Source organism: Saccharibacillus sp. CPCC 101409 (assembly GCF_030518235.1).
Taxonomy (GTDB): Bacteria; Bacillota; Bacilli; order Paenibacillales; family Paenibacillaceae; genus Saccharibacillus.
On sequence record NZ_JAULSA010000032.1, the window covers coordinates 1 to 21,516 of the forward strand.

Here is a 21,516-nt window from a genome sequence, read left to right on the forward strand (position 1 = left end):
CGGCGCTTCTTCATCTTATTCATCCACTCATGGGTTCCCATTCTTTCAGGTTGCATATAACGTCTTATTCCCGAACTTCTCAAACCTCTTCAACTCAGTGTATTCCCGAACTTCACAAATCCCTCTAATTCGGGTTATTCCCGAACCCACTCCTCCAACCCGCCCATCCGATCCAAAGGACTCTGAATTCTACCGATATCCCGCCGGCTCACATGCGTATAGCGCTCTGTCGTCCGCACGCTTTGGTGGCCCAGCAGCTCCTGGATGTAGCGAAGATCGATGCCGTTCTCCAGCAGATGAGTCGCAAAAGAATGCCGCAGCGAGTGAATACTGACCTGCTTGCGAATTCCCGCCTGAGCCAGCGCTTTTTCAAATACCTTCTGCGCCGAGCGTTCCGTCAGGTGGCGTCCTTTTCGCTGCCCGGGGAACAGCCAGCCTTCGGGCTTTTCCTGCTCCACATAATGCTCCAGCACCGCGGTCGCCATTTCGGACAGCAGCGTCTGCCGGTCTTTTCTCCCTTTCCCCTGGCGAACCTTCACCACATTCCGCTCCCGATCGCAGTCTTCCGGCCGGAGCCGAACGACTTCGCTTACGCGAAGTCCGGACGTGTAAGTCAGGTAAAGAATCGCCCGGTGCTTCGGATTCTTCACACTTTTCAGCAGCCTTGCAACTTCATTGAGCGACAGTACATCCGGCAGTTTGTTCTCTTTTTTGGGGCGAACGTAACCGCCAGATTTAGGCTGCTTCCGTACATACCGGAAATAAAACTTCAGCGCGCTGATCGCCTGATTCACATAAGCATGCGAAAGACCTTTTTCAAGCAGCGACAGCGTATACTTTTGCACAACAGCTTCATTCATATCGGCATCGGACATGGCGGCGTCATCCCAAAAGCGCCGAACCTGCGACACATAAGCTTTAACTGTTTTGTCGCTGTAGCCTCTAACTTTCAAAGCATCGCGCAGTTCCTTCTTTCGCTTCGCACTCCACAGCTCGCCTTCCGCAGCTTCCTGGACAATCTCCTCCCGCCGCTCCGGCCGTTCGATTCGGTTCAACTCTTCCAGCCGTTCCCGAATATAATCGTCCTCTTTACTCAAACGCTCGTCGCACTCAAACGAACAATCGGGATAAGCCGCAAACAGATCTTCTACAGCGGAAAAAGTATACGGGATCGTCCAGACTTTCTCGGCCTGATTCCACTTTCTGCCCTCTACCGATCGAATCCCCGCACGCTCCTCGGCTCCATACCGTTCAAGCTTCACTCCAACCGTCTGTTCATCCCGATAAATCAAATCAATACGCATCTTGCCTGCCTCCTTAGTTTATCATTCGCTGTAAAATTTGGAAATCTTATTTTCGCATAAAAAAGGGCCTCAAGATGGATTTTCCATCTCAAGGCCCCGATACTTTCGGCGCTATTTGATTGCACATTTTCCGCATTCGCTTGCTCTTATCGTAAACCGTTGCGCCGCATCTGTCCAGATCGGCATAGAGCAGCTATTCCGTTCTATTACCGATTCCGCTCCACCCGCTCACCTCGCACTGCCGTTCATCGTTCCGCCCGGCCGCCAGCACCGTCCCGTCCGCTTTCAGACCCAGCGTATGCGTACATCCCGCCGACACGGCCACGATCTCCCGCCAGCCGCTTACGTCGCATTGACCGTGACCGTTTTTCCCTACGGCCGCCACGGTTCCGTCTATCCGAAGCCCCACCGTATGATGACTCCCCGCCGAGATTGCCGCAATCCCGCGCCAGCCGCCGACCTCGCACTGGCCTTGTTTGTTCATCCCCGCGGCCCGCACCGTCCCGTCCCCGCAAAGCCCTGCGCTATGCAGATACCCCGCCGCGACCGCCGCCATCTCCCGCCACTCGCTCACCCTGCACTGACCGTGCCGGTTGTTGCCGGCTGCCGCGATCGTACCGTCCCGGCGCAGGCCGATACTGTGCCAGTCTCCCGCAGCCGCAGCCACGATATCGCGCCATTCGCTCACGTTGCATTGGCCTTCGTTGTTTCGTCCGACCGCGACCGTCGTGCCGTCCGATCGGACGCCGACCGTACTGCGCCAGCCGGCCGCAATGTAGACCATGTTCCGCCATTCGCCGACTTCGCACTGTTCGTATTTGTTCCACCCGACCGCCGCCACCGTCCCGTCCGCTTTCAACCCCACGGTATGCGAACTGCCCATATGGCCGCTGCCCGCCGCCACCGCCACGATGCCGCTCCACTCGCCTACCTCGCATTGACCGTCCCGGTTATCTCCCGCAGCGACGACCGTTCCGTCCTTCCGAAGCGCGACGCTGTGCCGAAAACCCGACGCGATGACGTTTTGGGGCCGTAGTCTGTTTTCCGGTATGGTTTCTTTTGCCGAAAAGTCTTTCATGATAGCCCCCTCCTTCCTCACAGCCTGTTTGCTTTCATTATAGACCGGCGGCGCATCCTGCGGACACACTCTTCCACTTCGACCATTTAACAGGTAGGGTATAGCTAAAGCCCAATCCCGACGAAACGGAGTGACCGTCCATGAAAATGATCCCGCCTCAACCGTTCACCTACGAAGCCGGCCGGCGCGCCGTACTGCTGCTGCACGGGTTTACCGGCAATCCCGCGGATGTGCGCAAGCTCGGTCGTTATCTGCATCGAAAAGGCTACACCTGCCATGCCCCGCTCTACACCGGACACGGAGACGCGCCCGAGGAGCTGCTGGACATCTCGCCGCAGCAGTGGTGGCGGGACGCGGAACTGGGGTACAAGCTGCTGCGTGAAAAAGGATACGACGAGATCGCGGCAGCGGGCGTGTCGCTGGGCGGCGTGTTTGCGCTTCGTCTCGGCGCGGACGCCGCGCAGTCGCCGGTCAAAGGCGTCGTGTCCATGTGCGCCCCCATCCGCGGCAAAAGCGCCGACGATCTGTTCGAGCGGGTGCTGGGCTATGCCCGGACGTACAAAACGTTCGAAGGCAAAGCGCCGGAGATCGTGCAGGCGGAGACGGAAAACCTTAAAAGTCGGCCGCGCAACCGGCTGTCCGAACTGCAGGAATTGATCTCGCAAACCGGCGGCGTGCTGGAGGAGATCGAATCGCCGGTATATGTCATGCAGGGCGGGCTGGACAGTCCCCTGTACCTCGACAGCGCGGACGTGATTTACAGCCTCGTGTCCAACCCGCGCAAGCGGTTCAAGACTTTTCCGGACTCCGGCCATATCCTGACGCTGGGACCGGAGCAGGAGCAGGTGTTTGAAGAGGTGTATCGGTTTCTGGAAGGGTTGGATTGGGAAGAGCTTTGAGTTCCGTTAGCCTCCGGCCATTCCGTCTCCGATCGATGTGCAGCCTCCGATCCCGGCTGAACAACCCCCGACAACGAAAAAAGGCTGCTCCCCCAACAGGAAAGCAGCCTCCACCCTCTGGCTCAACAAACGCTTAACCCCGCTCCAACCGCACGCTCAGCGTCTTGATCTCGAACGGCTGGAACACCAGCTCGATCCGGTCGGCGGATTCGGCGCGGGCCGCCGAAAGCGGCTCCGAAGACCGCACCGGGCTTTGCCCCGCGTCCGCCTTCGCGCGCTCTCCCGATTCTTCACCCGGGCGCAGCGGGTTCTCCATCAGGTCCGTTTCGACGATCTCCGCGCAGGCTGCGGCGAAGGTCGCGGTCGCCCGGGCCTGCGTGCCCGAAGCTTCGTACAGACGCACGATCAGGCAAGCTGAGTCCTCGGCTTTCTTTACGGCTTCCACCATGATATGCGGATGGTCGAGCGCGATCAGCGAATAAGGCGTCGCGCCGCCGAAATCCGCCTGCTCGGCCGCTCCGGCTGCTCCATCCGCTCCGCCCGACCCTCGGTCCCCGTCCCGGCCGCCATCGGCAGCCGATAGGCGCGCCGCTTTCGGCGCGGGCGCGGACTGCCGCTGCGCCGCCGCTTTGGCGCTTCCGACCGACACTTCTTCGCGATCTCCGGCCGCCGTTTGCGCGCCCGCCGCAGCCGTGCCGGCAGCCGTTCCCACGGCCTGTACCGTCAGCGGCGAATTCAATTCGTAGCCTCTGCGGTACACCTGCGCCTGCACATGATCGCCTTCGTGCGGGTACAGCGCATAGACGAATTCGTGCTCCGCCCGGTCCGCGACCGGGTCGGGATAACCCGGGCTGCGCAGCAGATTGATATCCAGCACATTGCGCTCCGCACTGTAGCCGTATTTGCTGTCGCTCAGCAGTGCCACGCCGAAGTCGGGCTGCGACAGATCGATATACTGATGCGCGCAGATCTCGTCCCGTACAAACTCGACCATGGTATTGCGGGTCGTCGGGCGTTTGAGATAACCGAACTGGATTTCGCAGCTGACGTGGTCGGCCAGCACCTGCACGGGGAACGAAGACCGCAGCATTTTCCCGGATTCGCGCCAGTCGACCGACGTTTCGAACCGCAGCGTATCCGCGCCGTCGTCCAGCACGATCTTCTGCGTCAGCGTCGATTCGCCGAACCGGTAGCGCTGCTCCAGCACCGCGCAGCCCGCTTCGACCCGCGCCGAGCTGCTTGTCAGCTCCATCCGTCCGGCGACCGTTTCGCGGTAATCCCGGGCAAAGTCCCAGGCGTCTCCCCGGTCGTGGTACACGGTCAATACGTTGGCTTCCCGGCCGGACGCAATCGTTTCGCGGTCCGCCGTACTCGCGCTTTGCGCTTTTCGGCCTTTGCGCACCAGAGAAACGATCCCGCCGCTTTCCCCGAACGCGACGCGCAGATGTTCATTTTCCAGCGTCCGCCCGTCGGCATGCAGCCGCGACGCGGCCGCCGCAAGCCGCTGCCCGTCCCAGCGCTCGGCCGTGCTCAGCGGCGCGAAACCCATCGGCGGAACGGTCACGTTGTAGCGTTCGCCGCCGCGCTCGATCGTCTCCGTCCGTTCCCACGGCAGCGAATTAAACGCAAGCGTCCGGCCTGCCGTCTGTTCCGCCCGCGTCTCTCCTCCGGCTGCTCCCGCCAGCCGCGCGACAGAATCGTACGCCCGGGCGATCAGCTCCGTCGTCTCGGCGTGCAGCTTCGCATAGCGTTCCAGCGATTCTTCGAATACGCGCGTAATCGACGAGCCCGGCAGAATATCGTGGAACTGGTACAGCAGCGTTTCTTTCCAGATGCGCTCCAGCTCGGCCGCCGGATACTCCGCCGCTTCCCCGCCGAGCGCCAGCGCCAGCGAAGCCGCGAATTCCAGTTCGCGCAGCGATTTTTCCATCCGGCGGTTATACCGTTTGTTGCGCGCCTGCGACGTCAGCGTCCCCTGGTGCTTCTCCAGATACAGCTCGCCCCGATACGTCTGGAACCGTTCTTTCTCCCGCTCAAGCTTTTGGAAAAAGGACTGCGACGATTCCATCACCACGGGCGGCAGGCCCAGCAGATTGCGCTCGCGCGCCAGCCGTTCCAGGTGCTCCTCGCCCGGGCCGCCGCCGCCGTCGCCGATCCCGAACAGCATCAGGGCATGTTCCGACACGCCGCGGTCCAGATAATCCTGCTCGATCTTGACCAGCGAACGCGGCGCGGCCGGGCTGTTGTACGTGTCTTCGGGAGGCAGATGCGTCAGCACGCTGCTGCCGTCGATGCCTTCCCACAGAAAGCTGTGATGCGGATGGTCGTTATATACACTCCACGACAATTTCTGGGTCATCATGTAATCGACGCCGGATTTGCGCAGCAGCTGCGGCAGACTGGCGGTGTACCCGAATACGTCCGGCAGCCAGAGACTTTTCATCTCCTGCCCGAACTCTGCCTGGAAAAAACGCTTGCCGTACAGGATCTGCCGCACCAGCGCTTCCCCGCCCGAGATATTCGCGTCCGGCTCGACCCACATCGCGCCCTGCAGCTCCCAGCGGCCTTCTTCCACCCGCTGCCGGATCTGCTCGTACAGCTTCGGATAATAATCTTTCATCCATTGATACAGCTGGGGCTGGCTCGCGCCGAACACGTAATCCGGGTATTTCTCCATATTGCGCAGCACCGTGGAGAACGTCCGGGCGCCTTTGCGGATCGTTTCGCGGATCGGCCACAGCCAGGCCAGATCGATATGCGCGTGTCCGATCGCGCTGACGGTCAGCACGGGATCGCCGCCGCGCTTGTCCAGCTCCGGCTGTATCCGCGCTTTCGCCCGCCGCACGCTGTGTTCGTCGATCTGTTCGAGCATCAGCGCGGCTTCGTACAGGCTGCGCACGATGCGCTCGCGCCTTGCGCTGGTCCCGTCCAACTGCTCCGCCAGCTCGGTCAGCACTTCGAAGTCGTAATACAGCTCGCGCGTTTCTTCGTGGCAGATGGCGATATCCGCTTCTTTCATCGTGCCGCCGCCCTGGAATTTGCCGAACAGGTCGTTGCAGCCGGCGTCCCCCCACAGGTCGATCGCTTTGCCCGCCGCGTCGTCGCCCAGCTCGACCACCCGCTTGCCCGGCAGGCCGAGCCGCAGCTCGAATTCGGAATTGATGTTGGTCAGCCCCTGCCGGGGCGAGCCCGCTTCGTCGAACAAACACAATTCGCCGTTGATATCGATCAGCAGCACGGCTTTGCGGCCCGCGGCGGAATCCGGCACCGTTCCTTTGAAATGAAACCAGGCGCAGTCCCACAATTCGCCCCACGGATCGCCCGGCTTGATCGCTTTGCGGGTTCCCGAGGTACGTTCGGCGTAAGGCACGGGTTCCCTTGTGACCCAGGCGGTCGTGTCCAGCGCGGCGATCGGGTCGTAAATGGCTTCGCGCAGCCTCGGCAGCGCCGCTCCGGCGCGGCTCAGCATAATTTCGGTTGTTTCGTAAGGCATACAATCCCCTCCGTTCGTTGGCGTGCAGTTGGAACAAAAGGGGACTGACCGCATCAGCCCCCTCGTTTCTTCGCTCTCTATTCGGCCCGGCGTTTCCGCGCCCGGACTTTTATTTCGTGACCATCTCCGCCCGCTTCTGCGCGTCGTCCAGAATCGTCTGGATATCGCCGTCGGTCATCATCGATTTGACGACCGCGTCTCCCCAGATCTGCCATGCTTTCGAATTGTCCTTCGTAAACGTCGGCAGTCCCATCACGTCGCCCGACATCGCTTGATAGTGCAGATACATTTCCGGGTGCTTGTCCTGGTATTCTTTCGATTCGCCGATTTCTTTGAGGATCGGGGAACGCGTGTTGGAGTCCGCCACCAGCTGCTGGATTTCTTTGCTGTACATGACTTTGATATATTCAAAAGCCGCTTCCTTGTGTTTGGCGTCTTTCGGCACCGCGTGGAACGCCGCGCCGATCGTGACGTTGGCCGCTTTGCCGCCTGGCGACAGCGGAATCGGGGCCATGCCGAGATCCAGGCCGGCCGTCGCCGATTCCTGCACGCGCCACGGTCCGTCGATCAGGTAGGCGATCTGGCCTTTGTTCCAGGCGTCGAAGTACGAGCCTTCGTTGTTGTTGACCATCAGGCCCGGAGGGTGCGCTTTGTTCAGGTCGCGCAGCAGCGCCACGGTCTCGGCGTTCTGCGCGGAGTTGAACGCGGGCTGTCCGTTCTCGTCCGAGAACGCTCCGCCGTTGATCGCGATCAGCGCGCCGTAGCGCAGATAGCCGCCGAAGTTCGGGGCCGCGTACACGCCGCCGCCGTAGAACTTGCCGCCGCCCGCTTCGGTCACGGCTTTGGCGTTGTCGCGAAGTTCCTGCCACGTCGTGATGACTTTGTCCGGATCGATGCCCGCCTGCTCGACGAGCTTTTTGTTCCAGTACAGGCTGCTGACACCCGGCTGGGCGGCCAATCCGTAGATTTTGCCGTCAAGTTCCATCGGTTTCCACGCGGCCGGCGATACGTTCTCGCGGACGTAATCCGCCATATCGTCCGGGAACGGCTCCAGCAGTCCCTGCTGGGCGAAGCCCGGCATCTGCGTCTCACCTACGATGATGTCCGGAATATTCTTGGCCAGGAATCCGGCGGTTTGCTTCTGGATGAGCGGCTCGCCCCAGCCCCAGTCTTCGGTGTTGACCGAGATATTTTGTTCTTTGAGCTTGGCGCTCATAATCTTCTGGTACTGGAGCGGAAAAGTCTGGACCGGCGAACCCGGCGTATACTCGATGTCCGTTCCGGCGTCTTTGTATTCTTTTTCTTTGGCCGCGAACAGATCGTCCAGCTTGCCGACGCCGATCGAGACCGCGCCTTCGTTGAGCACGGTAATCGTCGTCGCGCCGCCGCTTTCGCTCGGCTCGGCCGTCTTGGACGTATCGGCCGGCTGCGCGCCTCCCGGCGAAGGATAAGCGCCGCCGCTGCTGTTCCCGCCGCCTCCGCAGGCCGCCAGCGCTACCGTCAGCAGCATCGATCCGGTTAAAGCCGTGATTTTTCGCATTCTCACATGAACCCCTCCATCAATGGTTGTTTGGCTGTTACCCTTTGATTCCCGTGTTGGCAAGACCCTGGACGATGTACTTCTGGAAAAAGAAAAACATAATCAGCGCCGGCAGCGTCGTGCCCAGACTGAGCGTGATAATCAGCGGCCAGTTGGGCACGGCGCCCGGACTTGCCGCAGCCGACGAGAGCCGGGTAATCGCCGCGGGAAGCGTTTGCAGATGATCCGAAGACGTGTAGAAGAACGGAGTGATAAAGTCGTTCCACGTCCCCAGCGCCGTCGTGATCGCGATAAACGCCATAATCGGCATTTGCAGCGGCAGCAGGATTTGAAAAATGATCCGGAATGTGCCCGCCCCGTCCACTTTCGCCGCTTCGTCGAGCTCGTACGGCACTTTTTCGATCGACTGCTTCACCAGGAATGCGCCCATGATATTGATGCTCGGTCCCCCGATCAGGTATACCCACCAGGTATCGAGGATGCCGGTCCCGCCCGTAAAGATATTGTTCCCGCCCGCAAAAGGCCATCTCGCAAACTGCAAGTACGTCGGAATCAGCGCGATCGTCGCGGGAATCATCTGGGTGGCGAGCAGAGCGAGAAACAGCTGCTCCCGTCCCCGGAATTTCAGCCGCGCGAACACGTAACCGGCGAGCAAAGCGGTCAGCAGCGCCCAGAACGTGCTGTAGATCGTGCGCAGCGTGGAGTTGAGGAAATACTTCTGGATCGCCGCGTCCGCCGACCCGTTGAACAAGACCAGATAGTTGCTCCACGTCGGGTTTTTCGGAAAAGGCAGCAGTCCCAGCACGGTCGTCATAAACTCTTCTTTGCTGAAAAAGCCGACCGAGACCATAAAGATCAGCGGATACAGCAGCAGCAGGCCGAACCCGAGCAGGACGATATGCGCGAACAAATACTTGGGCTTGAACTGGACGGCGATTTTCTTGGTCAGTTCGCTGCTGCTCATACGCGTTTGCCTCCTCTTCTGCGGGTGGTGGTGCGCCGATCCGATTCGGTGGACCAGCGGTAGTACAGCGATGTCGCGGTAAACACGATCACGGCCATAATCAGCGAAGACGCGCCGGCCATGCCGAGGTTAAAGTCCCAGAACGCGTCGCGGTAAATCCGGAACACGAGCACCTCCGTTTGCCCGTAAGGCCCGCCGTTCGTCATAAACAGCACCTGCTCGTAGATCTGGATCGCGCCGATGAGGCTGGTGATGACGATATACGTTGCAATCGGTTTCAATCCGGGCAGCGTGACGTTCATCAGCTTGGCCCAGCGGCCCGCCCCGTCGATATCGGCCGCTTCGTACAGCGTGGTGTCGACCGACTGGAGTCCCGCGAGCCAGATGAGCGCCGCGCCCCCGATTCCTTTCCAGGCCGAGTAGACGACGATCCAGAACACGCCCCAGAACACCGAGTACTGCCAGACGATCGGCTCCCTGCCTATCGAGACCAGAAAGTTGTTGATGACCCCGTTGTTCGTATCGAGCAGGATGTTGAAGATCTGCGTCGTCGCCACGGTCGAGGTGACCGCCGGGATATACCAGATGGAGCGGTAGATCCCTTTGCCGAACAGCGGCATATTCATCAGCAGCGACGCGCCGAAGCCCGCGATCAGCGTGATGGAAGTCACCAGTCCGCCGAGCCAGATCGACCGCCACAGCGCCTGGTAATACTGCGGGTCCTGGAAAAAGCGCACGTAGTTGTGGAACCAGACGAACTTGGGACTGCCGGTGATGCCGATCCATTCGAAAAAGCCGAGGATAAAGCCGAACAGCGTCGGGAACCCCGACAGCACCAGCCACCACAGAATCATCGGTGCCAGAATGACGGCGGCGATCAAAGCGTCTTTGTTCTTGACTGCGGATTTTCTCGAAGGGGATCTGCGGAACTCGCGCGCGATAGGCAATCGTTCCGTATCGGGCGTTATCGCTTTACCGTCGTTGCTGGCCATCTTGTCACGTCCTCCTTTGCCTGCTTGAATCCTTCTGCTATTGAAGATCTATAAGTCATTATCTAAGTTAATTATATTTATTATATCAAATTAGTCAATCCAATTTACAAAAAATCCCGGCCGCTTCTCCTGAACAGGAAAAGCCGGCCGGGATCTCCGGTGGTTGATACGTTATTCGAATAGGGCGTTCGCCGCCCGGATTCTCGCTTTATTCGCCGGGCGCGCTCGTGGTTTTGCACACGACGAGGCGCGGCTCCAGGATGATTTTTTGAAATCCGTTCGTTTCGCCGTCCGCCCGCTGAATCGTTCGGAGCAGCAGCTTGACCGCTTCTTCGCCCATCTGGTATTCGGACTGGTCGATATGCGTCAGCAGGCTGAGCTCTTCGAACAGCGGCGTCGGGTTGTCGAACGAAATAATCGAAAGATCTTCCGGCACCCGAAGTCCGGCTTTCTTGGCGATCGACAGGATCTGGACGCCGAGCGAACAGTTCAGGGCGATATAGGCGGTAGCCATGCGATTATGGATAAACCGGTACAGCGGGTGGCCGGCGTCGATCTCCGAATTCGGCGTTCCGGTGCGGATGCCGTGCGAGACGTCGACTTCGAAGTCGTTCAAGATCAGCGCGGGATTGATCAGGGCGCCTTTTTGCTTGAGCGCGTCGAAATAACCCTGGATACGCTCGTCCACCGAAACGGTCATCATCGGCGAATCGGTGCAGATCGCGATATTCCGGTGCCCCTGCTCCCACAGATGATCCACCGCCAGCTTGGACGCCAATCCGCTGTCGGACGAGACGACGTTGGTTTCCACGCCCGGCAGATGCCGGTCGATCAGCACGAACGGATAGTCCTGCATCTTGAGCGCGATAATCTCTTCGTTGTAGACTTCCGCGTCGACCGGGAAAATAATCAGTCCGTCCATCGTTTCTTTCAATTCGCGGATGATTTCTTTTTCTTTCTCTTTGGAGTTGTTGGTGAGCATGATGGTCAGGGAATATCCTTTGGCCTGAAGCTCGTCCGTCATGCCCCGGATCAGCCGGACCGCGAAATAGTCTTCCAGCGTGGGGAACACAAGCCCGACCCGGATGCCTTTCGCTTTGTTCCGCGCTTCTTCTTGTCTCGCGGCCGACGAGACCGGCAGTACTTTGGCCGCGATCTGCGATTCCGGAATGCCTTTGACATACGTTCCCCGGCCCGGAATGCGGTAAATCCAGCCGTCTTTCGCCAGTTCGACCAGCGCGTTCACGACCGTGATGCGGCTGACGCCGAATTCGTCCATCAGTTCTTTTTCCGTCGGAATTTTATCGTCTTCAACGAGTTCGCGGGACACGATACGATCTTTGAAGTGATTTTGAATCTGGATATACAGCGGCTCTCTCTCTTGATTCATATCGTACGGCGTCCTCCCTGTTCATCAATTTGTTTGTAATTTTTATTATAACAAATATACCTTATGTTGATAAGGAAGTTTTTATGCGGTTTTTGAATAGATGGTGAAGAGCGGCGCATTTCGATTATGCGCAAAAGCGAGGGGAATTCCGGTTGAGGGAAAGGCTAGTGTGGGGCGGCGGGGAGAATCCGTTTCGGTCGCGTGTTGAAATTGGGAAGCCTGATTAGGTTTAAGGCGGGGGCTTCCCAATTTCAAAGGCGAACGTTGCCACTCCTACACGGATTCTCCCCTCTGCCCTGCGGCCTTTCGGGGGAACGGACTTTCACGCAGGAGCGGCGCATATTCGGAATGCGCTGGGAGTGGAGGTGCGAGGGACATGAGAGCAGGATGCGGGGCATGAGTGCAGGGTGCGAAGCATGAGTGCAGGATGCGAGGCAGCGGAGTTAGGGAGTATGCGATTGGAGCATTGAGGGGAATATTTTGCGTAAAGGACGAGCCTTTTCCAGGTCCAGCCAAATCTGCACCGTTCGAAAAAAATCTGCACCGTTCGAAATTTGAAGACACGCTTTAGGCGGGGTTCAGTTGGAATTGGAGCTGGATTGGGACGGGGTTGGATGGGGATCGGAATTCTAAAATAGCGTTCTCTATACAATTATTTTCAGGGAATTAGCGGTTTGGAGACAAATAGGTGCCTGTATACACTTAAATCGTCGGTTTTGCGCTCTTTTGTACGGATTTTTGGTAAATAAGTGTATCTAGTACCTTGACCGCATTAAATCTAAGGTTTGCGTTCATCGGAAACACGCACGGTTCAAGCGGGTTTTCGATGGGCGTAACCTAACCTCTTAAGCGGTCAAGGTACTAGGCACTTATTTTGAGATTGTGCGGTTGTTTGGAGAAAATAGATGCAGTGGTGTCGTTATTTGAAGTCGGAGAAGTTTAGGTCGGGTTAGGTTGTCGGGTTGTGCTTTGATTTTTCGGCTTTTACATTTGCGCGGAATTCGATTCTGCGCTTTTTCCAAATTGATGAAAGCCCGGCGCATGGATATGCGCCGGGCTTTTGTTGGACAAAAAGCTGTCGTTTTACGATCAAGGTTGAGTCGTTGTCGTTGTCGCAGGGTCGATCGGGAGGCCGAGGTCTTCGCGCATCAGTTGGAAATAGTTATCCGGACGGACGAAGACGATGTTGCTGTTGGAGCTGAAATGATCGACGACGTCGACGAAGTCCTGATAGTCTACGTCCCAAGGATTGGCCTGGATGCTGACGAAACGAGGCGAGGTTCCGTCCCAGCCGGCGATCGCATTGTTGATCTCAAGTTCCAGCGTCGCGTACGAATAGCAGTAGTTGGCGTTCAGCACCTGATTCGGCAGAGTGCCGTCGAATACGTTGATATTGCCGTTGCCGCCGCCCTGCGCGGTCAGGCCGAGCAGGTTCGGCGCGTTCTGCGCGAAGCTCTCGCCCACGTTCTGGTTGGTCGAGCCGGTGATCGTGTTCCAGATCGTGACGACTCTGAGGCCGGCGCGTTCCAGGTAATCGCCGGACAGCGCGGTAAAGTCGTCGAGATAATTCTGGTTGGTCCAGTAGTTCGGATACGTATAGCCCACGCCGCTCGGACCGGAGATCAGGGCGTCGTTCGGGGTAGCCGTGTCGTATAAGTAGTCCAGCACGCCCGGCATGGCGTCGAGCATCGCCGGCGAGACGGTCCAGCCGAGCGGAACTTCGCCGCGGTTCGCGGAATCCCAGATCTTTTTGAACCGGTGCTCCATGTACTGAAGATTGTCGCCGTCGCTCAGGATGAGCGAGATGTAGATCTTGTCGTCCAGCGCGGGCTTGGCCGGTACGGGCTTCACGTCGATCTGGCGGGAAGTGCCGCCGAATACGGTCAGGTTGGACGAGAAATCGCTTGCAATTGTCGAGATGCCGTACTGCGACGCCGTTTGGACGCCGAGCTGTTCTTCCGGCCACCAGCCCATGTAGATGCCGCTGCCGTAAGGCATGTCGCTGAAGAAGTCCTGCAGCAGCGCTTTTTCCGCCGGTACGGCCGGGTTGAGCCAGATGGTCGCCGTGCCGATCGCCGTCGCGTAATCGCGCAGGAAGCCTTTGAGATCGGGATTGAGGCCCACGATCACGTTATGCGGCAGGTCCGGCCAGTAATTGTCGTACAGATCCTGGTACACGGCGAGCTTGTTGGCATATTCGCCGCGAAGGTCTTCGATGATCGGGAAGTTGTACGGCGCCGCGGTCAGCTTGCTCACCAGGCTCGGCGGCGCCACGATGGCGTCTTCCTGCGAAGCGATGGTCGTCGCCAGGTTGACGGTATCCGGCACATTGTCGTCGTAGACCACGATGCCGTCCACTTCGCTGCGATACTTGGTCAGCAGCGACCAGTTGTCCGCGACGTCCGCATGGCCGAGTCCGAGCGAATTCAGCCAGTTGTACTTGCCTTCTTCGCCTTTGACCGGATTGTCGTAGCTGTAGATTCTCGGCTGCTCGCGGTTCACGATGCCTTTGAGCGAAGTCAGTACCACCGCTTCTTCCGCCCGGTCCAGCGATTCCGTGCCGATGCCTCTGACTTTGATGTACGAAGCGCCGTGCCAGAATACCCGGAATTCCAACTCGTGTCCCGCGGTCGGGTTGGTGAAGTCGAGATGGAAGCGTTCGTAGTTCGAGGTGTAGGTCCAGTCCTGACGGCGTACGTCCCGCGTTGCCAGGATGGCCCCGGTCGTGTTGTCCCGGACGTCGATCGTGACCATGACGTTGTTGTCGGCCGTGTTGTTGTCGATAATCATGTCAAAGTATGCCCGGTGCTTGCCCGCCGGAATATCCGTGGCGTAAGGGCCGTACACCATGTGCTTGTTCGACGCGTCGATCGAAGTCTGCGCCAGCCAGCCGTCTCCGTCCAGATGCCCCGTAGCATGCTGGATCTGCGAACTTGTGGCGTTGTAGTTGTACTCGGTCACGACATCCATCACATCGAGCGTCGAAGCGGGTGTTGAAAAAGACGGAAGCAGCTGACCGGACGGCCAATCGAGACCTGCAGCCTGTGCTTTGGAGATGCCTGCCTGCGGCACCAGCGCGGTCAGCAGTACTACCGCGGCGAATGCTGCCGGCCATTTCCTTTTCGAACTTCGTTTCATGTTCATTCTTCTCCTCCTCTGGAATCAAATGAGCAAGCCACTCTTCGTCTCCTCGATGTAAGAGATTTTTAGAGCAACAAAAACATATCATATATGTCATTTATATTCAATAGATCAATGGAAATTTTTTGTCAAAAAAAGATTGCTTCTGTTATGGAGAGGAGAAGCGGAAGGGGATTGAAAAATTCCTATTCGCAAAAGAAGCCTAACGGCTGCGGGAGAAATTCGTTAGCGTAGGCTTACGATGGGCCTTTCTTCGAAAGGCTTTAGGTCGCGTGTTGAAATCGGGAAGAGACTGATTAGATTCTAGTGGAATCTTCCCGATTTCAAAGGCGAACATTATCAGCATATGCTTCCGAGGTAACTTTCTTCGAAAGTTTGTACCTTCACTGAATTTCTCCCTCCGCTTTACTCGCTTCGTTCTAAAACGAAATTCCTCAACCCAAAGACCGCTTCTCCTCTCGGGGAGAAGCGGTCTATTTTTGACACGGGCGGGGGCGGCGGCTTAAATCAAAAGCTTAAAGGCTCATGCTGCCGCGGTCTTTGAGCAGTTTCATAAAGATGCCGCCGAGTACGCTGCGGTGTTGGAAACCGATCTGGCGGGCGGTCTTGGTGTCGGTCCAGTCGGAGAAAGGAACGCGGTCCTGCGTTTCGTTCAGCATATCCCAGAGCGGCGAGACGATGGCGGCGAAGTCGGCTTGATCTTCCGCCAGGGAAGCGGCCCAGACGAGCCAGTCGGCTTTGGTGTAGTCGGCGCGGCTGTCCAGAGGAGTGCCGTAGGCGTTCCGGCGCTGTTTGTACCAGGAAACTTCGCTGCGGAAGATCTCGGGATCGAACAGTTCGGTGCCGTAGAGCACGTCCCAGATCAGATTGTACTTGAGGCTCCAGGTGCCGTCCTGGCCGAAAGCCAGTTTGGTATGGTCGCCGTCGGCCGCAAGTTCGCTCCATTTATCGGCCATATCCTTCGCGATACTGCGGTAGCGCTCGGCTTCGGCGTCGTCGCCCTGCAGACGCTTGAGGATCGAGAAGCTGGCTACGCCCATTACGGCTTTGACGGACAAGTTGGCGTTGCGCGCCAGATGGCCGGCGAAGTCGTCGGTGCACAGCTGGTTTTCCGGGTCCAGGCCGTACTCGACCAGATAGCGGACCCAGGCTTCCCACAGATCCATCTGCTCCAGGATGTATTCGCGGTTGCCGCCCGCCAGGCAGGTAGTCGCCGCCATAACGAGCATATTGCCGGATTCCTCGACGGGCATCTGGTATTCCAGTTTGTTCTCGCCGTAGACCTGGCCGTTGCCCAGCGGGTATTGGCCGATATCGTGCGGCGCGAAGTCGAACGGCCAGTCGCCGCTTCTCGCGTATTTGACGATCGGGCGGATCATCGCTTCGACCAGCGCCGGGTTGTACAGCAGGAACAGCGGGATCGAAGGGTAGCTGACATCGACCGTCGCCAGACAGCCGTTGCTGTAGCATTCTTTGGACAGGAACAGCAGATCGCCTTCGGTGTCCGAAACCAGCTTGTGCGCGGCGATCGCCTGTCGGTAGGACAGGGAAAGCAGATCGCCGTACCGGACTCCGCCGGAGCGTTCGCCTTCGGTCAGGATCTGTTTGTCGAATTCGGCGCAGCGCTCCAGCACGGACTCGCAGCCCGAGAACGATTCGGAGATCGCCTGTTGAATCGTTTTTCCGCTTCTTTTCCAATACGCCTGCAGCTTGTCGCCGAAGTATTCCATCGCGTCGATATCGTCGTAAGCCAATACGATCAGCCGCTCCGCGGACGTGCTGCCGACCGAGCCGAGATCCAGCGTCAGCGCCAGCACCGGATGGACGTCGCGCACGACGGAAGGCGAAGCCGACAGATCGGTTTCTTTCAGTTCCTCGTTCCGGACAAAAGCTTTGCGCAGCGCGGCCGTGCCCGTATAAGCGGTCGTGCCGTCCGACTCTTTCGCGTTCAGGTACAGATACCCCCAGTCGATGCGGTGGTCGTCCCCGGGACGGTTGACGGTCTCCTGCTTCTCATGGCCGAGCTTCAGCGAAATGATACCGTCTTCATTTACGCGTTCGCCCAGCACCGCCTGGTCCGGCCGGTCGACGCACCATTCGCCGGTTACGTCGAAATAGAGCTGCACGTCGTGCTCTTTGCCGTCCAGCGCGACCGTCTCGAACGATATGTACGAAGTCGGGCGCGACAGAATATCCAGATCGTTCAGCAGCAGCGGCGAGGTAAAACGCACGTTCAACCCGACGCCGCCGGCTTCGAACGCGTACTCCGTGCTCAGCGGCGTGACTTTCAGTCCGGTCTGCTCCATGGCAGGCGGCTCCGGATAATACCGTTCGGCGCTCGGCTCGACCAGGCCGGCGAACCGCCGGACCGTTCCGTCGATGCGGATCAAGCCCGTCATGGCGTGCCGTTGGCCGGTCCAGTGGCGGGTATGGTCGTCCGTCAGCCGGTCCGCAAAAGACCATACGCTGAAATACGGATCGACGGTGACGAGAGGTACTGCGGGCGGACGAATCGCACTCATGAGAAGAACACTCCTTAATAAAAGCTTTATTTGATATGATTAATATATATGATTTACGATTTTAGTGTCAAACTCATTTCGCGCGCTGCGAGTAGTCCGCAGGTCACCGGTCGTTCAATCCTTTGCCTTCCATGATTCTAGGCGTATGTTTGTCGATTCTCGCTTCGCGGGTCTTGGACTGCTTGGGCTCGGTAAAATGCTGCAAATACGCCCGCTGCCTTCCCGGCGTCAACGCGGCAAAAGCTTCCGCCAGCGCGGCGTCCCCGTCCAGTCTGGATTGCAGCTCTTGGGGCACGGCATACTCCTCGCTCGGTTTAAACTCCACTTTCATCCCGGCTTTCTCCAATTCGACCGCTTCCGCGAGATACTCCCGCACGACTTTTTCCGATCGTTTGATCTCCTCCACGTTTGTAAAACGGATCTGGCGCGCGGCCTGGACTTTCTGCGTCTGCTGGATCAGGATGCGTTCGTTGTCTTGAAGCAGCGCTCCTTTGACAAACAAAATAGCGCAGTATTCTTTGAAGCCCTGAAGCAGGATCACATTGTTTCCATCATGGGTATAGGCGGGCACGCCCCATTTCAGGTCTTCGTTCATGCCGCTGCCGAGCGCGATGCGCCGCAGCTGTTCGAACTCCGCCCGCCATTTCTCGGCACGGTTCAGGAAGTCGTCTACTTTGGGATTGGTGCGGGACTCGGTCATTCGGATCGGCTCCTGTCGGTTTGGGATGCGGTGCAGGGTAGCGTTTGCAATCTGCTTTTATTATACCGGATCGAGCGCCGATTTGAGAGGAGACAATTCTTTGGAATCGTTCGTATAAAATGGGTTGTTTCGCGCGGCGGATTCGTTTATGATGGTGCTGAAAGAAAATATTTTCTACGAAATTCATCGATTATGTAAAAATATTTTTCATGAAAACAAGCGGATTTTACGTATGCCCGGTGCGCCGCTTGCAAAAGGAGTCCTGGTTATGTCCGTGCTTCTGTCTCTGCTGAAAGAACGGCTGGACCGCTTCTCTCCGCAGGAGAAACGGCTCGCCGAATATATTCTGGCCGATCCCGACGAGGTGCAGCGGCTGGGGATTACCGAGCTTGCGGCCGCGTGCGGAATCAGCCCGTCGACGGTGACGCGTTTTTGCAAGTCGCTGCAGTTCAAAGGTTTCCCCGATTTCAAAATGCGCCTGATCGGCGAGCTGTCGCGGTCCGGCGAAGCCGGCACGTACCAGGATATCGCCGCCGGCCGGCCGCTCAAAGAAATCGTGCGCGCGATCGAAGCCAACCACCTGGCCTCGATCACCGACACGACGCGTCTGCTCGATCCCTCCTGGCTGCAAAAAGCCGTCGACGCGCTCGGCGGCGCCCGGCGCATCGACCTGTACGGCGTAGGCACATCGTCGATTGTGACGCAGGATTTCTACCAGAAGCTGACCCGGATCGGCAAAAGCTGCACGGCGTTCGCCGATTCGCATATGCAGATCACGTCGGGTTCGGCGCTGGGCAAAGGGGACGTAGCGTTCGCCATCTCGTATTCGGGCGAAACGCGCGAAACGGTCGACGCCCTGCGCTGCGCGAAAGATTCCGGCGCGCTTACGCTGTCGCTGACCGGCTACGGAACCAGCACGCTGTCGCGATTGTCGGATATTCCGCTGTTTACGTCTTCGCTCGAACAAGGCATGCGCCGCGGCGATATGGCGTCGCGCATCGCTCAGCTGCACGTCGTCGACATCCTGTTTACCGGCATCGTCAGCGAAGGCTTCGCCGACTATGTGCCCAAGCTGGAACAGTCTTATCACAACGTCCGCCATTACCGAAATGATTCCGGAGGTGCTTATTCATGAACCTGTTAACGTTTCGCACGGAAGAAGACCTGAACCGCGCCGGCGCCGGCCTGATCGCCAGCCTGCTGCAATCCAATCCCCGGGCCGTGCTCGGCCTCGCCACCGGCAGCACGCCGATCGGCATTTACGACGAGCTGGTCAAGCTGCACGAAAGCGGCAGCGTCAGCTTCGCGAAAGCGCGCTCGTACAACCTCGACGAATACGTCGGACTGTCGGGCAGCCATCCGGCGAGCTACCGCTGCTTTATGAATACGTATCTGTTCGACAAAGTCGATATCGACCCGGCCAACACGCATGTGCCGAACGGGCTCGCCGTCGACCTGGAGCAGGAATGCGCCTATTACGACGCCATGATCGAAGACGACGGCATCGATCTACAGCTGCTCGGCCTCGGCCATAACGGGCATATCGGCTTCAACGAGCCGGACGGCGAACTGCTGCCGGGCACGCACGCGGCGACGCTCCAGCAGCAGACGCGCGAAGCGAACGCACGCTTCTTCGACTCGGAAGACGAAGTGCCGCGTCAGGCGATCACGATGGGCGTCGCGGCGATTATGAAAGCCAAGCAGGTCATGCTGGTCGTGCGCGGCGCGGCCAAATCGGATATTGCCCGCCAGGCGCTGACCGGCCCGATCACGACGCAGTGTCCGGCTTCCCTGCTTCAGCTGCACCCGAACCTGGTCGTGCTGCTGGACGAAGCCGCGGGAGCGTGGGCGAAATGAGCGAAGATCGCGAAACCGGCGGCCTGAACCGCGGAAGCGGCGAACAGGATGCCCCGGAAAAAGATATCGAACAAAAAGATCCGGATCTCGAGCAAGCGGACGTGCAGCAGCTGGAGCTGAATATCGAGGTGCCGGAAACGGGCGAAGCGGAATCGGCGCATGCAGGGCAAAGCGGCGCGATCCGCTTTATCAACGCGCGCATCGTCACGCCGGGCGGCACGATCGCGGAAGGTTCCTGCACCGTGTCGGGCGGACGGATCGTCTCGATCGACGAAAGCGGCGAAGCGGCTGATCCGGGCGCGGAATCCGGCGCGGCGGGAAGTTCGGCGGGCGGAACGGACAGCAGTTCCGCGGATCGTTCGGCGAAAGCAAACGCCGCGGCGGCTGGCGATCGGGGCGTTCAGATCGTCGACGCCGCCGGCGGCTGGCTGCTGCCGGGCTTCGTGGACATCCATGTCCACGGCGGCATGGGCGAGGACTTTATGGACTCGGCGAAGCCGGGCGCGATCGAGACGATCGCCGGGTTCCACGGCGCGCAGGGTTCCACGTCGATGCTGGCGACGACGATGACGGCGACGCACGATATGATCGACAGCGTGCTGGAAGCGGTCTGGGCTTACCGGCAGCAGGGCGACAGGCCCGGCGCAAGCATCGAAGGCGTGCACCTGGAAGGGCCGTTTATCAGCCCGAAATGGCCGGGGGCGCAGAACCCCGACCATATCTCCCTGCCGCGCACGGACTGGCTGGAGGACTGGGAAGCCCGCTTCCCGGGCCTGATCCGCCAGCTGACGCTGGCGCCGGAGCGCGAAGGCGCGCTGGAGACGGTCGCGTGGCTGCGCGCGAACGGCATTACGGCGGCGCTGGGTCATACCGACGCCAGCTACGAGGAAGTGCAGGCGGCCGTGGGCGCCGGCCTGAACCATGCGGTGCACACGTTTAACGCGATGACGCCGCTGCATCATCGCAAGCCCGGCGCGGCGGGCGCCGTGCTCGGCACGGATGCCATCACGGCCGAGATTATCGCGGACGGGATCCACGTCCATCCCGGCGCGGTCAAGCTGCTGGCGAAGATGAAAAGCGAGGACAATCTCGTCCTCGTCACCGACGCCATGTCCGCCGCCGGCCTCGGCGACGGCGATTATTTCCTGGGCGACCTGCCGGTCGTGGTCAAAGACGGCGTCGCCCTCACGCAGGGAGGCGCGCTGGCCGGCAGCCGCCTGACGATGGCGGAAGGATTCCGCTTCCTTGTCCGCCAGGCGGGCCTCAGCGTGGAGCGCGCCTCGGGCGCGGCCAGCGCCGCGCCGGCCCGGCAGGCCGGCATCTACGGCGAGACCGGCTCGCTGGAGCCGGGCAAGCGCGCCGACCTCGTCCTGCTGGACGAGGAGCTGGAACTGCGCGGCGTCTGGGCCGCCGGGCGGAAGATCGGGTAGCGCGCCGAGCGCGCTTCGGCGCGGCGAACGCACCGTTATAAAGCGTATTTCAAAAAGCAGGCGGCCGCTCTACCCGGCCGCCTGCTTTTTTGTTGTCCGGGCCGCCGGATCGCTTTGGCGGCAGATTGAAATAACTGCGCAGGTAGTTACTACTTAGGTCCTCTCTATCGTCATTCTATAAAAAAAGGATTTTTCAACCCGAATCT

Annotated in this window: 14 protein-coding genes; 4 read left to right on the forward strand and 10 right to left on the reverse strand. The window is 59.2% G+C overall.

Annotated elements, in window-relative coordinates; all coding sequences use genetic code 11:
- Nucleotides 1-134 precede the first annotated feature (134 nt).
- Nucleotides 135-1,304, reverse strand: a complete 1,170-nt coding sequence (xerA, locus tag QWJ34_RS26665) for a site-specific tyrosine recombinase/integron integrase (RefSeq protein ID WP_302732162.1) — start codon at nucleotides 1,302-1,304, stop codon at nucleotides 135-137.
- Nucleotides 1,305-1,497: 193 nt separating this feature from the next.
- Nucleotides 1,498-2,382 (reverse strand): RCC1 domain-containing protein, encoded by an 885-nt coding sequence (locus QWJ34_RS26670; RefSeq protein WP_302732163.1) that lies wholly within the window; start codon nucleotides 2,380-2,382, stop codon nucleotides 1,498-1,500.
- Between the two features lie 140 nt (nucleotides 2,383-2,522).
- On the opposite strand from QWJ34_RS26670, the gene QWJ34_RS26675 reads away from it, so the two are divergent.
- The gene (locus QWJ34_RS26675; RefSeq protein ID WP_302732164.1) at nucleotides 2,523-3,281 is read left to right on the forward strand and encodes an alpha/beta hydrolase; all 759 of its coding nucleotides are present in this window, start codon (nucleotides 2,523-2,525) and stop codon (nucleotides 3,279-3,281) included.
- A gap of 133 nt (nucleotides 3,282-3,414) precedes the next feature.
- Here QWJ34_RS26675 and QWJ34_RS26680 read toward each other — a convergent pair whose 3' ends face one another.
- The 8 genes from QWJ34_RS26680 to QWJ34_RS26715 all read right to left on the reverse strand — a co-directional run bounded on the left by QWJ34_RS26680 (nucleotide 3,415) and on the right by QWJ34_RS26715 (nucleotide 18,023).
- Nucleotides 3,415-6,774, reverse strand: a complete 3,360-nt coding sequence (locus tag QWJ34_RS26680; protein WP_302732166.1) for an alpha-mannosidase — start codon at nucleotides 6,772-6,774, stop codon at nucleotides 3,415-3,417.
- A gap of 109 nt (nucleotides 6,775-6,883) precedes the next feature.
- Nucleotides 6,884-8,314, reverse strand: a complete 1,431-nt coding sequence (locus QWJ34_RS26685) for an extracellular solute-binding protein (protein ID WP_302732184.1) — start codon at nucleotides 8,312-8,314, stop codon at nucleotides 6,884-6,886.
- Between the two features lie 37 nt (nucleotides 8,315-8,351).
- Nucleotides 8,352-9,278, reverse strand: coding sequence for a carbohydrate ABC transporter permease (locus QWJ34_RS26690; protein WP_302732168.1), 927 nt, complete (start codon nucleotides 9,276-9,278; stop codon nucleotides 8,352-8,354).
- Complete coding sequence (locus QWJ34_RS26695) at nucleotides 9,275-10,270, reverse strand: carbohydrate ABC transporter permease (protein WP_302732170.1); 996 nt, start codon at nucleotides 10,268-10,270, stop codon at nucleotides 9,275-9,277. The genes QWJ34_RS26690 and QWJ34_RS26695 overlap by 4 nt, the downstream gene beginning before the upstream one ends.
- A 208-nt stretch (nucleotides 10,271-10,478) precedes the next feature.
- On the reverse strand, nucleotides 10,479-11,660 hold the full coding sequence (locus QWJ34_RS26700) for a GntR family transcriptional regulator (RefSeq protein ID WP_302732172.1): 1,182 nt from the start codon (nucleotides 11,658-11,660) through the stop codon (nucleotides 10,479-10,481).
- A 1,089-nt stretch (nucleotides 11,661-12,749) separates the two neighbouring features.
- Nucleotides 12,750-14,804: a GxGYxYP domain-containing protein gene (locus tag QWJ34_RS26705; protein WP_302732175.1), complete on the reverse strand. Its 2,055-nt coding sequence runs from the start codon at nucleotides 14,802-14,804 to the stop codon at nucleotides 12,750-12,752.
- Nucleotides 14,805-15,316: 512 nt separating this feature from the next.
- Nucleotides 15,317-17,323, reverse strand: a complete 2,007-nt coding sequence (locus tag QWJ34_RS26710) for a glutaminase family protein (RefSeq protein ID WP_302732177.1) — start codon at nucleotides 17,321-17,323, stop codon at nucleotides 15,317-15,319.
- 103 nt (nucleotides 17,324-17,426) lie between these two features.
- Entirely contained in the window at nucleotides 17,427-18,023 is a 597-nt protein-coding gene (locus tag QWJ34_RS26715; protein WP_302732179.1) for a YdeI/OmpD-associated family protein, read from the reverse strand.
- Nucleotides 18,024-18,291: 268 nt separating this feature from the next.
- Here QWJ34_RS26715 and QWJ34_RS26720 point away from each other — a divergent pair, with 268 nt between their 5' ends.
- The 3 genes from QWJ34_RS26720 to nagA are packed head-to-tail and all read left to right on the forward strand — an operon-like array spanning nucleotide 18,292 to nucleotide 21,310.
- Nucleotides 18,292-19,158 carry a MurR/RpiR family transcriptional regulator gene (locus tag QWJ34_RS26720; protein ID WP_302732181.1) on the forward strand — a complete coding sequence of 289 codons (867 nt, stop codon included), beginning with the start codon at nucleotides 18,292-18,294 and terminating at the stop codon, nucleotides 19,156-19,158.
- Nucleotides 19,155-19,880 carry a glucosamine-6-phosphate deaminase gene (gene nagB, locus QWJ34_RS26725; RefSeq protein ID WP_302732182.1) on the forward strand — a complete coding sequence of 242 codons (726 nt, stop codon included), beginning with the start codon at nucleotides 19,155-19,157 and terminating at the stop codon, nucleotides 19,878-19,880. The genes QWJ34_RS26720 and nagB overlap by 4 nt, the downstream gene beginning before the upstream one ends.
- Nucleotides 19,877-21,310, forward strand: a complete 1,434-nt coding sequence (nagA, locus tag QWJ34_RS26730; RefSeq protein ID WP_302732183.1) for an N-acetylglucosamine-6-phosphate deacetylase — start codon at nucleotides 19,877-19,879, stop codon at nucleotides 21,308-21,310. The genes nagB and nagA overlap by 4 nt, the downstream gene beginning before the upstream one ends.
- Nucleotides 21,311-21,516 lie beyond the last annotated feature (206 nt).

What these genes read in the sequence shown, in the direction of transcription:
- xerA (WP_302732162.1), bottom strand. Translation starts at nt 1,304, where the DNA reads ATGCGTATTGATTTGATTTATCGGGATGAACAGACGGTTGGAGTGAAG.
- QWJ34_RS26670 (WP_302732163.1), bottom strand. Translation starts at nt 2,382, where the DNA reads ATGAAAGACTTTTCGGCAAAAGAAACCATACCGGAAAACAGACTACGG.
- QWJ34_RS26675 (WP_302732164.1), top strand. Translation starts at nt 2,523, where the DNA reads ATGAAAATGATCCCGCCTCAACCGTTCACCTACGAAGCCGGCCGGCGC.
- QWJ34_RS26680 (WP_302732166.1), bottom strand. Translation starts at nt 6,774, where the DNA reads ATGCCTTACGAAACAACCGAAATTATGCTGAGCCGCGCCGGAGCGGCG.
- QWJ34_RS26685 (WP_302732184.1), bottom strand. Translation starts at nt 8,314, where the DNA reads ATGCGAAAAATCACGGCTTTAACCGGATCGATGCTGCTGACGGTAGCG.
- QWJ34_RS26690 (WP_302732168.1), bottom strand. Translation starts at nt 9,278, where the DNA reads ATGAGCAGCAGCGAACTGACCAAGAAAATCGCCGTCCAGTTCAAGCCC.
- QWJ34_RS26695 (WP_302732170.1), bottom strand. Translation starts at nt 10,270, where the DNA reads ATGGCCAGCAACGACGGTAAAGCGATAACGCCCGATACGGAACGATTG.
- QWJ34_RS26700 (WP_302732172.1), bottom strand. Translation starts at nt 11,660, where the DNA reads ATGAATCAAGAGAGAGAGCCGCTGTATATCCAGATTCAAAATCACTTC.
- QWJ34_RS26705 (WP_302732175.1), bottom strand. Translation starts at nt 14,804, where the DNA reads ATGAACATGAAACGAAGTTCGAAAAGGAAATGGCCGGCAGCATTCGCC.
- QWJ34_RS26710 (WP_302732177.1), bottom strand. Translation starts at nt 17,323, where the DNA reads ATGAGTGCGATTCGTCCGCCCGCAGTACCTCTCGTCACCGTCGATCCG.
- QWJ34_RS26715 (WP_302732179.1), bottom strand. Translation starts at nt 18,023, where the DNA reads ATGACCGAGTCCCGCACCAATCCCAAAGTAGACGACTTCCTGAACCGT.
- QWJ34_RS26720 (WP_302732181.1), top strand. Translation starts at nt 18,292, where the DNA reads ATGTCCGTGCTTCTGTCTCTGCTGAAAGAACGGCTGGACCGCTTCTCT.
- nagB (WP_302732182.1), top strand. Translation starts at nt 19,155, where the DNA reads ATGAACCTGTTAACGTTTCGCACGGAAGAAGACCTGAACCGCGCCGGC.
- nagA (WP_302732183.1), top strand. Translation starts at nt 19,877, where the DNA reads ATGAGCGAAGATCGCGAAACCGGCGGCCTGAACCGCGGAAGCGGCGAA.